Origin of the sequence: Peribacillus butanolivorans (genome assembly GCF_001273755.1) — a bacterium.
GTDB lineage: Bacteria > Bacillota > Bacilli > Bacillales > DSM-1321 > Peribacillus > Peribacillus butanolivorans.
Map to the genome: position 1 here is coordinate 1,492,710 of NZ_LGYA01000001.1, position 12,319 is coordinate 1,505,028.

The window sequence follows — 12,319 nt, forward strand, 5'->3', positions numbered from 1 at the left end:
AGTAGACGCAATGAAAGTAACCAATGAAAATAATCAATCATTGATTGGTGAATACAAAGAAAAAATTGATTCGTTAAGCGGGCAAGTAGACGCAATGAAAGTAACCAATGAAAATAATCAAGCATTGATTGGTGAGTACAAAGAAAAAATTGATTCGTTAAGCGGGCAAATAGTTGAACGAGAAGTGCAGCTAAAAGATTTAAAAGAGGTATTAGCTGCAAGACTTGAAAACAGCACAAAAAAAAATGCAGAACTTCATAAGCAAAAAGGCAAAATGAAAGCAACCAATAAAAATAATCAAACATTGACTGAGTACAAAGAAAAAGTTGATTCGTGGCTAGTATCTCAATCAACCAACCATCAAAGTGAACCACAAGCTAAAGAAGAAAAATCGTTGCAGAAAGCAAAAACAGAGCGGAAATCTAAAAAGAAAAAGCTTAAACAATTGCTGAAAGAGCACCCAAAAGCGACAGAAAACGAATTAGCGGAACTATTAGGGGTAGACAGTTCATATATAATCGAGCTTCGAAAAGAATTTTGAATTTGAATAATGTGTTTCGCCCTTAAATTAATTGGAGGATGCAATATAGTAGACCACAGCAAGTGGTCTCTTTTATTTGTTTTCGGGTTTCAAAAAATCCTTTTGTCCTAATTTGTGAGGACCTGGAAGGATACTCGAAAATTTTAAACGGATTGTACCGGAGCAAATATAAGCCGAAGTCGCTGCTAGGAAGCTTGAAAACATTTGAAGTTCGATATAATTTCTCAACTGTTTTCTTAGCTCCTGGTGCAACCGGCAATTACATTTACCATCATTTTACTATATGACTCGTGAGTTGTTGAAAAGAGGTTTTATATGATCAGTTCTGTATCTACTAATCAATTAAATAAATCGATAGAGTTGCAAAGGGGTTATTTTAAATCTGAACTTTTGAAAATGAATTATTTCAAAACTCCTGAGGGTCGACAATTATATGAACTTTCCTTATCCGAATAAGAAAGCATATTTGATACTTAAAAAGCAAAAGCCAAAGCGAGGAAAATACATGACTCGTAAAGGAAAACGTCGGTTGAAGAAGTCTCTGGTAAAGAGAAAAAAGGATAGGTTGACTCGTGCATTCAGAAACATTTTTGTTATGTCGGGTTATTTGGAAGAGTAGAGGAGGACTGTTATTGATGGCAAAAAAAATTCAACCGGTTATCATTCGTCGTCAAAGGAAGTATGAAGCTGAGCAAGCTATTAATGATGTTATTTCTCCTTTTAAACAGCAAAATCCTCAATCTGAAGTGCTTCATAATCTTTTATTCGAACAGAGGAGATTCAAGGTAAAAGAGGGAGAAATAGGTGTTCTGCTCATTTTAATATATGTGTCAAAGATTGAAAGATAAAAATATTATCTGTTTTGATGGAAAGGCTGTATAAAATGTTCATATTCCAACATTCCCAGTTTGAAATATTACTTATTACACCGTTTTTTAATCTGATAATCCTCAACGAACTGTAAAACAATTTTTCACTTGATAGGCTTCTTTCCTCTCTCTTGTTAGTGGTAATCAGACTTTAAGTGCCTGTCATTACAACATAGTAGGGCCTGACTAATCCAATTTTACTAATTTTAAGGCAGATGGGAAAAGGCAGATTATTTAAGACGTTTAGGATAAGATGAGTCCCCTTCTTTAATTTTGGAAAAAAGATTTAATCTTGTTTCATCAGGTTTATTTTCTGATTGCATTTTCGAATTAATATTTAATTTGGTGGAGAGTTGTGTAAGTGCATGCTGAATTTTTTCTATATCTTCTTTGGTTGCGAATTTCTTATTATTAGTAAGTAAATATCCTAATTGTCCACTGGGTTCGATAGTGGCCCATTGTACATCTTTTATATTTTCTATCCCATTTTGTCGTAGGAGCATTTCAAGTGCATCAACAGAAAGTCGAAGTTTTATTAAATTTTTTTCATTTATTGAGCCATTCTCGATAACAATCTTTGACTTGCCAGTTAAAAAAATTTCGGCAACATCCCATTTCATTTGGATGTATTCAATTAGTAGTAAAGTTCCAATGAGAATGGTTGCAATCGCAAAAGTAACCCAAAGATTTTCGCCAATAACAGGGTGTATTAAAAGGGTCCCTATAAAAATCATGATAACAGTTGTTTCAGTAGTCATTTTGGAGACAGACCTTCTACCTGAAATGCGTATTAATAATATTCCAAAGATGACAATTAACATCGTTTTCCATATCCAACTTATATCCATAATATAGCACCGCCACGTTACTTGGTGCTATATAGTCTTTGATTAATAGTTAGTTGATATACAGTTTTGATAAAAATAATGCGGGACACAGACGAACGATATCGCAGATCGAGGGAAAGGAAGGTATCAACGATATGGGCTATTCCCGAGAAGAACAAGAAACTTTGTTGATTGATTTTTGACAACAGTACAGGCAAGTGGAGCGTTTACTTTACTTTACTTTACTTTACTTTACTCTACTGTTCCTAAACACATTTGAAAACTCTCTAATTTCCGTCCTTGTGTTCAAATGTGTAATAAAAGGTCTTGATATATATCGTTAGCCTGTTTTAACTTAGGGCTGATAGAAAGGCACTTATTTAGCACTTCTGATTCAGTGCCGATGAAGCGGTCGCAAGAATGAGTACACAATTGGCAACCATTGCAACTGATATGAATCATCTATATAATTAGATGAATTACGTATAAATGGAATCCCTAATAAGGGCCATTTACTCGATTTCATAGATGAAATAAATATGATGGATGTGCATCGGCGAATCAGTTTAAACTCGTAAATGTGAATGATGACAAATTCAAAGCTTAACAAAATCGGAGGAATAAAAATGGCAAAACCAAACATGTGTCAAAGCTGTGGAATGCCCATGAAAGTGTCAAGTGACTTTGGAACTGAAAAGGATGGGACACCGTCAGAAAAATACTGTCACTATTGTTACGAAAATGGTAAATGGATACAGCCTGATGTAACATTCGATGAATTTTATGCATTCAGTTTAAAAAGGTTTCAGGAATCAGATATGAATCGGGTTGAAAAATTTTTTCTCAATAAAATGTATACAAAAAAATTCTTAAAAAAATTAGAGCGCTGGCGCTAAAACACAAAATTGTGCAGGTGATGAATATGAAAACAAAATCAAAACCAAAATCAGGTGGTTGGAATATTACCTAATCAAACAATCCCATCCGTCCGAGAAAAAAACTGGAATCTTAAATTATTGGAATAACGCAGGAGTTGTAATTCTCTAAGGTGCATGAGTAGAGTTCTAACTGCCAATTGGAGGGCTTTTTTTATTTCACTAACGAAGAATTTATGTAAATTACTTCAACTAACAGATGCTTATCTTCAATAAGACAACTAAAAGATATTCCGTAATCGGGCGCTTTAATGAAGTAACTAAAGCCTAATTTCTCGGTGTTAAAAGCGAGAGGCTTTTTATATTTGGATTTCTTTACCGTTGTAAATCTGTATTTTCCTGATGTTACTCCCTTAGAGTATGTTTTTTTCAAAATATTGGTTATACACCTTTATGTAGATACGCTAAAAGCGACAGCCTTCACACCCTAAAAGAAGGGGAAAGGTTTGTTTCAACAACTTAATTACTTTCCTCTCGATCGCCTTGTTCGTTAAAAAAATGCAAGGCAATATACTGTGACAGTAAGCCATGACCAAAATAAAAAAGCATGGACTTCCAGCCTTCTGAATCAGGAAAACCTACATTTGGATAAAATATAAGATGAAAACCTATCAACACTCCATATAAAAACGAAAGCGTGGAAGATACTACAAAAATTCCTTTGACTATTCTCTTAATCATTCCAATACCACCTTTTTATATGCTAGGGGTACAGACATATCCCGATCAAGCTAAGAAACAGAAATCAGGTCACCGCCAAAACAATAATGTTACAAGTAGTCCAAAATTTCGTTTTGTGGGTGCATAAAATTTAACTTGATGGCGATGTGGTAGGACCCCATGAAAGGACCATAGAAGTGAATGAAGGAACCAAAATACAGATTCATTGTCCAATTGAGTTTACACTCACGAACCGAAAGTTTTTTTTCGGAGTGTATCTACAGCTAAGAGCAGCAGAGGCAGTAAAAGACCGAACGTAGCAGTAAATATATACCCCGTTTTTAGAGTATACTCACCAAGATACGCCGTATTCGGTACCGACACAAGGGAAAAAGCCAATAGAATCATACCCAAAGGTAACGTTAAAAAACGATAGTCTTTCAAGTTCAATATCTGGGCTATACCCAAATTCAATACATAGAACAACATGCTCATCTTAAAAAAGGTCGATATAAACCATATTCCAGCAACAATCGCTTCAATTCTTGTAACAAAGTCACCAACATTTATTTTTTTTGCCAAAAAGTAAGTTGAATAAATTTGTCTTGCTGCCTGATCCACGCCAAGAACCAGAATTGATAAGAATATAATGACGGATAAAAAAATTCCCCCGAGCAGTATTGCTCTATATAAAGATTTTCCGGCCTTTTGGGTCCAATTTACATAAGGAAAGATCATTAAAAAAATAACAGTATCAAGAAATGGAAAACTGAGGAAATGGATCCCAGCGATCAGTACAGGTTTAATCCCTTCCTCGAACACAGGTTGAAGGTTTTCAAACTTTAGCTCTGGAGTTATAAACACAACTAGAAGGAGAAAAAGAAAGATGACCAATGGGAATAAAATTTCCCCAGAACGTGCTAAAACTTCAAGTCCAAGCCTTACGCCCATAAGGGTAATTCCAAAAGCAAGAATGTAAATAGCTTCAATAGGGGTTTCGGGCATAATTTGTGTTTTCATAAAATCCCCTATGTTATAGAGCGTAAGGGAAGCAGCGACGACTGGAAAAGTCAAAAACAAGAGAGAAACCGTTTTTCCCAACCATACACCTAGAATTTCCTCCGTATATTCGATAAGGGTCATATTAGGGAAGCGTCTACCCAACAGTACGTATAAGGACATAATGGACAGCGCTACCCCTACTGTCAGTATAGCCGTTATCCAGGCATCCTGTTTGGCCAGGGAGACAAGAATTGATGGAATCACTAAGATTGCGCTACCGATGATATAAAGAATCACCAACACTATAAATTGCCTTTCCGTAATTTTCACGTTATCCATCATCTTTTTCCCCCCTTTACAAAAAAATTATTTCATTTCACATTATTATCAAATACGCTACAGAATAATCATCCATCACCGCCCGCCACCTATTCCGTTACCGTAGTACAAAAAAGTTGATCATGCAATCACCCTATAGAGAACATATTTCCTAACCAACTCAACAAGAGTAAAGCCAATAAGGATTCCTATAATCGGTATAAAGATTGGTGAAATTTGAATGGTAACAGTACTGACCGTTTGTTGTACGTCGGCATTTTTGTCATAGGTATCGCGTCTTGGTTGGACTTTCTCGGGGTTGTTAAAGGATTGTGGATATATCATGTAGACGTGCTCTTTACTATTCCAGCCTACATACTATGGGATTTCTCCGTTCTACCCGTGACTGTTATGTTTTTGCTGCAATTTCAGCCGCAAGTTCATCCGTTCTGGAAAGCATTGTTTTTAGCTGGCGGTTCAGCTTTTGTGGGGGAACCTTTTTTTAATTGGATAGGATTCTTCGAACCGTTGAAATGGAGTCCTTTATTTTCTTTCCCGATATATGCCACGGCTTATTACTTATCGATCCGGGATCGGTTTGAGCCTCTTCGTTAGAAGGCTTCTTTTTGTAATAAAGGATAGCTTTTTTCGTTTTGGGGTATTCGAAAATTTTTGCTTGATGGGCATGTGGTAGGACCCCAATAGGAACAAACTGTGCGGTAACTAAAAAACTAAATCGCAACAAAAGTCGTCTCTAAATTTTGAAACGGCTTTTTATTATGCATAAATAGAGCGTTCAAGGAGGTCATGTTTTGACAATTGAAATCGGTGTAATAATCGCAACTGCTAGTGTTATTATTGGCTTCTTTACATTTAACAGAAATAGGGACAAGGATGTTAAAAGTGATGCTACAGAATCGGCAATTATAAGAACAAAATTAGACAATATTGGTCAATCAGTTGATTCAATTAGGATTGATTTTAAAGCTAGTGACCAACGTTGGACTGCATTGTCAGAGACTGTTATTCGTATAGATGAAAGTACAAAACAAGCACATAAGCGCATTGATCAAATCGAAAAAAAAAGAGATGTTTAATATAGAAAACGAAGTCATGCATCAAGTATTAATTTTTACAACTATTTTAGCACCAATAGTAGCAGCAGTGGTTCAAGTCGTTAAGCAAACCGTTACTATACCAAACAATATTTTTACCTAACTTAAGCTTGGTAATCGGACTAGGAATAGGTTCAGTTTCTTTTCCATTCACATATATGGATATTGTTTTGAGGTTATGGGCTGGTGCATTCGCTGGTCTTGTGGAACAGGGCTTTATGAGTTAATAGCAAAAAGAGAAGGAACTTCAAAATAAGCTGCCCGTTGGGTGGCTTTTTATTTTAGGATCTGTTAATGGATGTTGTTGATTTTCTTATGGAACTAATGGGGCAAATTAGATAAAAAAGGCCGACCAAAAAAGGTCGGCTTTTTTCATACTATTTTTAACAACAGGCGCCATATCCGTAACCGCCGCCGTAACCGCCGCCGTAACCGCCGCCGTAACCGCCGCCGTAACCGCCGCCGTAGCCGCCGCATCCACCAACAAAGCTAGCTCCAACAATGATTAAGAGTATGAACAAAACGACTATAAAGGCGAAACCTCCACCAAATCCAAAGCCGTCGTCACACCTTGATTCACAACCTGACATAAAAACATCTCCTTGTTTGTTTTTAAGGAGGAAATACTTAAATGGGTTATATTACCTTATGCTCTAATCAGGAAAATGACACTTAATGTGTAACAAAGCCTTATTTAAATAAAAAGGAGACGATGAATGATGAACTTTACTAAACTACCCCAATTAGTCGATATGCGAGGGGAATTAAAATCTAAAGGCATGTATTCAAAACGTTCTAAAACAATCGCTCACCGTGTATGGCATCATTCACTTACAAAAAAACATTTGCCCGGATCTGATGCAGCAAGTTTCGCGGATTACCATGTAAACACGATGGTGTGGCCCGGGATAGGATATACATTCATCATTGAACCTAAGAATGTTATTAACACGCCGAACGGAAAAATGGCTATGATTGTATATGCGAATGATATAGACAAACGCACTTATCATGTAGGGAACAGCAATCAATTTTCGCTTGGTATCTGTGTTGCTGAAGACTATCGATATAATATAGATGAAGCCACACTTGCAAGTATTGCAGAACTTCACACTGCACTTGTTAAAAATGGGATAGGGAAGTGTGATAAAGCCCATAATGAAATGCCAGGTTATAGTTGGAAAGCTTGTTGTGAGTATAACTACAGAGAAGTTTTTGATTGGAAAGGTTCAAAGAACACCAGCTAAACCATCTCCGGCACCTGATGTTTACACTATCCAAGAATGTGAGAAAAGACGGGTGTCTGTAAATTATACACAATCTGGATTATAACCAATTCAAAGGGGTATTTTAACCTTATTTTGCATCGGAAAGGCAAACAAAAGTGGATGAATTAATAGCTCTATTTTAGAGGGAACGATTTCCGAACGATAAACGGACACTGATTCATTTTGCATGTGATAAAGTAATAGTATGGAAGTTTTGAAGAAGACTTCTAAATAAGGCGTGATGGTTTTTAGCTGTTGCACCTTTCCCTTTTTACCTGAATGATTTATCATTTCCCGCCAGAAGACAAAGTTATTTTTTGGCAAACATACGTTCGATAGTTAATAATAACTATAAGGAGGTGAAACCAATGGTCGTAAACAAAGCTTATAAATTTCGAATCTATCCAACTAAAGAACAACTAGTTCTAATCAATAAAACGATCGGCTGCTCCCGTTTTGTCTTTAACTTCTTTTTAGGCAAACAAAAGGAGAAAGATGCCTACTGGTATATTTGTGAAGAAATGAAGCAGAACGGCCAATTACCCTCTAATGAATGGAAAGGTTCTTTTCTGGATAAATACGCAACAATCAAAGAACTTCCGGCTTTAAAGAAAGAGTATTCTTTCCTGAAAGAAGTAGACAGTATTGCCTTACAGAAATCGGTGGAAAATTTAGCAGATTCCTATAGTCGATATTATAAAAAGCAAAATAAGTCACCACGCTTCAAATCGAAAAAGAATCCTATCCAGTCCTACACGACTAAACATACGAATGGAAATATCGGAATGATTGGAAACAAAATCAAATTGCCAAAACTCGGTCTAGTTCGTTTTGCTAAAAGCCGCGAAGTCGAAGGGCGAATCATCAATGCCACAATCAGGCGGAACCCTTCGGGTAAATATTTCATTTCCGTTTTAGCGGAAACCAATGTACAAGTACTTCCTAAAACGAATCGTTCGTGCGGTGTAGATGTTGGTTTGAAGAACTTTGCTATTCTTTCAGATGGTACGGTCTATCAAAACCCAAAATTCTTCCGGACGGTCGAAAAGAAATTGGCCAAAGCACAACGGATTCTTTCAAGACGACAAGAAATAGCTTTGAATCAAAATAAACCATTGGCTGAAGCCAAAAACTATCAAAAACAAAAACGAAAAGTGGCTATCCTACACGAAAAAATTTCAAATGCCCGAATGGATTACTTACATAAAGTTTCTACCGAAATCATCAAAAACCACGATGTTATTGGAATGGAAGACTTGCAAGTGTCGAATATGATGAAAAATCACAAACTAGCTAAAGCTATTAGTGAAGTATCTTGGTACCAATTCAAAAAAATGTTGGAATACAAAGCAAAATGGTATGGTAAACAAATCGTGACCGTATCTAAAACGTTTGCTTCTAGCCAATTGTGTTCTAGCTGCGGTTACCAAAATAAAGACGTTAAACATCTGAATCTTCGTGAATGGGATTGTCCTTTTTGTTCTACTCACCACGATCGAGATATTAACGCAGGGCTCAATCTAATGAATGAAGCCATAAGGCTTCCCCAAGCAACCACGAATATTGAACTACCCACCACTTATCGACCTTACGGTCTGATTGAAGTGGGGGATTCCTAAGAACATTAGCCTATCGGCCAATTTTTAATGCTTGATAAAAAAATCATGATGAAGGATAGCAAGAGAAACGCTTCTGAAGCTATCGTCAAAGTTACCAGATTGCTCATAATAATTCACTCCTAATCATAGTTGCATAAATGGAATACATTTTTTTAGATGTGTTCCCTTATATCTATGTTCCATTTCGTCCCTTTTTCATAAATCCCAAAATATTTTTTATTTACCTTTGTTTGCTGCTGATTATAGAAACTACTGCGGCAGATGCATAACTACATGATCGTTTAACAAGTGACCCGGTTAGTGTAGCCGTGCTGTCTGGTTTAGAGTGAATATTGGCATCACTCAATACCAAGCAGGGTTGAGAATCAAAAAAACCTTTTTTTTTGCCTAAACAGTTAGACATAAAAACTTTATTGTTCAACTCGATTATTTAAGGGGCCTGAAAGCTTTATAAAGAAACGTTTTGACGATACGATGGTGACGAGTTAATCTCCTTATGTCTTGAAGATAACTCAGAGGGGTGTTTTTGGCTAGATTCAAGCGGAATTCGATATGGAATAGTAATGTTTATACATATAAAATCGAAACAATGACCGTACAAAACTTCCATTAATTTGGGTGTTAAAGATTAGCCTAAGTCATAACCGAATTTACAAAGTGACTCGTTTGAGTCGCTTTTTTGTTTAAAAAAAGAGGCAGTCCAAATCAAAGAAATGGAAAATGTGCGCTAGGAGCATCACCCTCCAATTTTAAAATCCCAATTAGTAACAGCTGAATGGATTGTTTATTGGTTTTAATTACTGTATTTTACCAATTGGCTCCAGTGATGAAGTGAATCATTTGAAAATTAACCACTTTTCATATAATCTTACACATAATGGTTACTAAAAGTTAGCTTTCTCAATAAATAAGAGGTTAACAGGAGGAATTCAAATGAATCAAATAAAAACTAAGCTTTTTGAACCTGTAACAATTGGTGCATGGGACTTAAAAACAAGAACAGCAATGGCTCCTATGACCCGGTCGTTTGCTGATGATAAAACTGGTGTTGTGAATGACCTAACCGTAGAGTATTACCGAAAGCGAGCTCAAGATGGAATCGGACTTATCATTACAGAAGGTGTTGTGATTTCACCAAGAGCAAAGGGTAATCCTGGCGTTCCAGGGCTCTACACTCAAGAACAAATTAATGGTTGGAAAAAAGTTACCGAAGCTGTACACGCTGAAGGCGGAACCATTATTGCGCAAATCTGGCATGTCGGCCGTGCAAGCCACCACGAAATTGCAGGAGGACTTCCACCACAGGCTCCTTCCCCTTTTGCTGCTGAAGGAAAGGTTTCAAGATTCGGAAAACCTTTTGATATTCCTGAGGAAATGACAGAGACAGATATTGCAGAAGTAGTCAACCAATATGCGCAAGCTGCAAAAAATGCGATGGAAGCTGGCTTTGACGGCGTGGAAATTCATGGTGCACACGGCTACTTAATCGACCAGTTTAACTCTGACACTTCCAATAAAAGGACGGATCGGTACGGCGGTGATTTAAAACAACGCCTGACATTTATGAAGGAAGTGCTAACAGCAGTCATTGATACGGTTGGAGTAGACCGTACCCTTATTCGTTTCTCGGCTTTAAAAATTGACCAGCCATCTTACATGTGGGAAGATCCTGAATCAGCGATTCAAACGTTTATTGAAGCTTTTAAAGAAACAGGCGTCAAAATGATTCACCCTTCTACAATGGAATTTACCAAACCGATTGCCAGAGGGATAACCATGCATGAATTGGTACGTCGCCACTGGGATGGAGTTATAGTTGGTGTAGGCGGGCTTGATGCTGAAACAGCAGAGGACGCACTAAAAAAAGGCACCATTGACGTTGCCGCGATTGGCCGTCCGCTTATCGCCAATCCGGATTATCTTGCACGAATTAAGCAGGATAAAAAACTTGTTGATTACGAAGCAAAAAAACATTTAATTCAATTGGTTTAATAGAGAAAAAACAGGAAGCTGACTTGTTCATGTCAGCGTACCTTCTTTTCGGGGCAGGTTAGTTTTGAGGTTAATTAGGGGATTTGCAGGAATGGGAGTAAGTATGGTAGGTACAATTATACTTGGAATAAGCCTAATAATCCTAATTTTAATATTAATTACAGATTCAAATAAGAAAGAAAATTGAAAAGAACCATTTGATTGATTAATGATGTTCTTCTTAAACTAACGAGAGCGATACTTCAATAAGAGGTATCGTTTTTCTTATTGAGTTAACAGGTGCGTGAAGGATTCCTAGACAAAATGAAAGAACGAGCTTTGAACATCCTTGAAGGAAAAGACCTGGATGACCCTTTATTCCCTTTCATCTGCAAAATTGATGACCCTAACGAGGTTGATAATCCCGACTTTTGGGAAAAGGCGAATCCTATGTTCAGCGAACCAAGGAGCCCATATGCCAAAGGATTATTCAAAAGGTTTTAACTCAATTTAAGCAACTTGCTAATAATCCAGCCAACCGAGAAGAATTCATGACCAATCGGATGAATCTTCCGGAAGTGGACTTGGCAAAAAGTGTAGCCAGCTGGGAAGATATCCTGGCCACAAACAGACCATTCCCTGACTTATCGCACCGAACCTGTGTAGGCGGTTTGGATTTTGCCAGTATCAAAGACTTTGCTGCAGTCGGGTTGCTTTTTAAAGTCGGTGAGGATTACGTTTGGAAATCCCATTCATTCGTAAATGATTTTTGGATGCCGTTACGCTAAAAGTACCTATCAAAGAATGGGAACGCCTAGGGCACCTCACTATTGTGGATGAGCCTGTTATTGATATCCGTCATATTGTTAATTGGTTTGTAGAGATGCGTGAGCAATACGGACTGACGAAAATTGTAGCTGATACTTTCCGTTTGGATTTAGTAAGAACCGCATTAGAAGCAGAGGGATTTGAATTAGAATTTATCCGTAATCCTAAAGCCATTCATTCATTGAAGGGGCCTACGTAAATTCTTCAGATCAGAATATTATAAACTTTGGACCAGCTTATTATGGAACCACCTTTGATAGATTACAAAGAATAAAAGCCAAGTATGATCCCGAAAATCTTTTCCACTTTCCGCAAAGTATACCTCCTAAATTTTAAATCTATCTTTTGTATTTATCATTTTTTATG

The 12,319-nt window shown here is 37.0% G+C and carries 12 protein-coding genes and 5 pseudogenes; 12 read left to right on the forward strand and 5 right to left on the reverse strand.

The annotated features are described in order from the left end of the window. From AKG34_RS07125 to AKG34_RS07130, 4 genes and pseudogenes are all read left to right on the forward strand, one after another. A pseudogene (locus tag AKG34_RS07125) lies at window positions 1-541 on the forward strand (hypothetical protein); the annotation flags it as partial. Window positions 542-624: 83 nt separating this feature from the next. Next, a pseudogene (locus AKG34_RS28615) lies at window positions 625-860 on the forward strand (ERCC4 domain-containing protein); the annotation flags it as partial. Then, the gene (gene fbpA, locus AKG34_RS29235) at window positions 857-997 is read left to right on the forward strand and encodes a Fur-regulated basic protein FbpA (RefSeq protein ID WP_083450694.1); all 141 of its coding nucleotides are present in this window, start codon (window positions 857-859) and stop codon (window positions 995-997) included. The pseudogene AKG34_RS28615 and the gene fbpA, both read left to right, overlap by 4 nt. A gap of 179 nt (window positions 998-1,176) precedes the next feature. Continuing rightward, the gene (locus AKG34_RS07130) at window positions 1,177-1,389 is read left to right on the forward strand and encodes a hypothetical protein (protein WP_053345445.1); all 213 of its coding nucleotides are present in this window, start codon (window positions 1,177-1,179) and stop codon (window positions 1,387-1,389) included. A 251-nt stretch (window positions 1,390-1,640) separates the two neighbouring features. On the opposite strand, the gene AKG34_RS07135 is transcribed toward AKG34_RS07130, so the two are convergent. Beyond that, a complete protein-coding gene (locus AKG34_RS07135) occupies window positions 1,641-2,258 on the reverse strand; it encodes a DUF421 domain-containing protein (RefSeq protein WP_053345446.1) in 618 nt (205 codons plus the stop codon). A 605-nt stretch (window positions 2,259-2,863) separates the two neighbouring features. Here AKG34_RS07135 and AKG34_RS07140 point away from each other — a divergent pair. Continuing rightward, window positions 2,864-3,133 carry a zinc ribbon domain-containing protein gene (locus AKG34_RS07140; RefSeq protein ID WP_053345447.1) on the forward strand — a complete coding sequence of 90 codons (270 nt, stop codon included), beginning with the start codon at window positions 2,864-2,866 and terminating at the stop codon, window positions 3,131-3,133. 498 nt (window positions 3,134-3,631) lie between these two features. Here AKG34_RS07140 and AKG34_RS07145 read toward each other — a convergent pair whose 3' ends face one another. The 3 genes from AKG34_RS07145 to AKG34_RS07155 all read right to left on the reverse strand — a co-directional run bounded on the left by AKG34_RS07145 (window position 3,632) and on the right by AKG34_RS07155 (window position 5,497). After that, window positions 3,632-3,853, reverse strand: coding sequence for a hypothetical protein (locus AKG34_RS07145; protein WP_053345448.1), 222 nt, complete (start codon window positions 3,851-3,853; stop codon window positions 3,632-3,634). Window positions 3,854-4,078: 225 nt separating this feature from the next. After that, window positions 4,079-5,176, reverse strand: a complete 1,098-nt coding sequence (locus tag AKG34_RS07150) for a GerAB/ArcD/ProY family transporter (RefSeq protein ID WP_053345449.1) — start codon at window positions 5,174-5,176, stop codon at window positions 4,079-4,081. A gap of 117 nt (window positions 5,177-5,293) precedes the next feature. Further along, the gene (locus AKG34_RS07155; protein WP_053345450.1) at window positions 5,294-5,497 is read right to left on the reverse strand and encodes a hypothetical protein; all 204 of its coding nucleotides are present in this window, start codon (window positions 5,495-5,497) and stop codon (window positions 5,294-5,296) included. Here AKG34_RS07155 and AKG34_RS29570 point away from each other — a divergent pair. Both AKG34_RS29570 and AKG34_RS07160 read left to right on the forward strand, forming a co-directional pair. Further along, on the forward strand, window positions 5,456-5,767 hold the full coding sequence (locus AKG34_RS29570; protein WP_379147290.1) for a CBO0543 family protein: 312 nt from the start codon (window positions 5,456-5,458) through the stop codon (window positions 5,765-5,767). The genes AKG34_RS07155 and AKG34_RS29570 overlap by 42 nt on opposite strands. 197 nt (window positions 5,768-5,964) lie before the next feature. After that, window positions 5,965-6,249: a hypothetical protein gene (locus AKG34_RS07160; RefSeq protein ID WP_053345451.1), complete on the forward strand. Its 285-nt coding sequence runs from the start codon at window positions 5,965-5,967 to the stop codon at window positions 6,247-6,249. Between the two features lie 494 nt (window positions 6,250-6,743). Here the strand turns inward: AKG34_RS07160 and AKG34_RS29575 are convergent. Continuing rightward, window positions 6,744-6,857, reverse strand: a pseudogene (locus AKG34_RS29575) (YjcZ family sporulation protein); the annotation flags it as partial. A gap of 126 nt (window positions 6,858-6,983) precedes the next feature. Here AKG34_RS29575 and AKG34_RS07170 point away from each other — a divergent pair. From AKG34_RS07170 to AKG34_RS26615, 5 genes and pseudogenes are all read left to right on the forward strand, one after another. Beyond that, window positions 6,984-7,514, forward strand: coding sequence for a peptidoglycan recognition protein family protein (locus AKG34_RS07170; protein ID WP_053345453.1), 531 nt, complete (start codon window positions 6,984-6,986; stop codon window positions 7,512-7,514). Between the two features lie 389 nt (window positions 7,515-7,903). Continuing rightward, window positions 7,904-9,154, forward strand: a complete 1,251-nt coding sequence (gene tnpB / locus AKG34_RS07180; protein ID WP_053345455.1) for an IS200/IS605 family element RNA-guided endonuclease TnpB — start codon at window positions 7,904-7,906, stop codon at window positions 9,152-9,154. Between the two features lie 933 nt (window positions 9,155-10,087). Next, window positions 10,088-11,146 carry an alkene reductase gene (locus tag AKG34_RS07185; RefSeq protein ID WP_083450695.1) on the forward strand — a complete coding sequence of 353 codons (1,059 nt, stop codon included), beginning with the start codon at window positions 10,088-10,090 and terminating at the stop codon, window positions 11,144-11,146. 279 nt (window positions 11,147-11,425) lie between these two features. Then, window positions 11,426-12,146, forward strand: a pseudogene (locus AKG34_RS26610) (terminase TerL endonuclease subunit); the annotation flags it as partial. Next, a pseudogene (locus AKG34_RS26615) lies at window positions 12,131-12,289 on the forward strand (BBE domain-containing protein); the annotation flags it as partial. The pseudogenes AKG34_RS26610 and AKG34_RS26615, both read left to right, overlap by 16 nt. Between the last annotated feature and the right edge of the window lie 30 nt (window positions 12,290-12,319).

What these genes read in the sequence shown, in the direction of transcription:
- AKG34_RS07135 (WP_053345446.1), bottom strand. Translation starts at nt 2,258, where the DNA reads ATGGATATAAGTTGGATATGGAAAACGATGTTAATTGTCATCTTTGGA.
- AKG34_RS07185 (WP_083450695.1), top strand. Translation starts at nt 10,088, where the DNA reads ATGAATCAAATAAAAACTAAGCTTTTTGAACCTGTAACAATTGGTGCA.
- AKG34_RS07140 (WP_053345447.1), top strand. Translation starts at nt 2,864, where the DNA reads ATGGCAAAACCAAACATGTGTCAAAGCTGTGGAATGCCCATGAAAGTG.
- AKG34_RS07130 (WP_053345445.1), top strand. Translation starts at nt 1,177, where the DNA reads ATGGCAAAAAAAATTCAACCGGTTATCATTCGTCGTCAAAGGAAGTAT.
- tnpB (WP_053345455.1), top strand. Translation starts at nt 7,904, where the DNA reads ATGGTCGTAAACAAAGCTTATAAATTTCGAATCTATCCAACTAAAGAA.
- AKG34_RS07145 (WP_053345448.1), bottom strand. Translation starts at nt 3,853, where the DNA reads ATGATTAAGAGAATAGTCAAAGGAATTTTTGTAGTATCTTCCACGCTT.
- AKG34_RS07150 (WP_053345449.1), bottom strand. Translation starts at nt 5,176, where the DNA reads ATGATGGATAACGTGAAAATTACGGAAAGGCAATTTATAGTGTTGGTG.
- fbpA (WP_083450694.1), top strand. Translation starts at nt 857, where the DNA reads ATGATCAGTTCTGTATCTACTAATCAATTAAATAAATCGATAGAGTTG.
- AKG34_RS07155 (WP_053345450.1), bottom strand. Translation starts at nt 5,497, where the DNA reads ATGATATATCCACAATCCTTTAACAACCCCGAGAAAGTCCAACCAAGA.
- AKG34_RS07170 (WP_053345453.1), top strand. Translation starts at nt 6,984, where the DNA reads ATGATGAACTTTACTAAACTACCCCAATTAGTCGATATGCGAGGGGAA.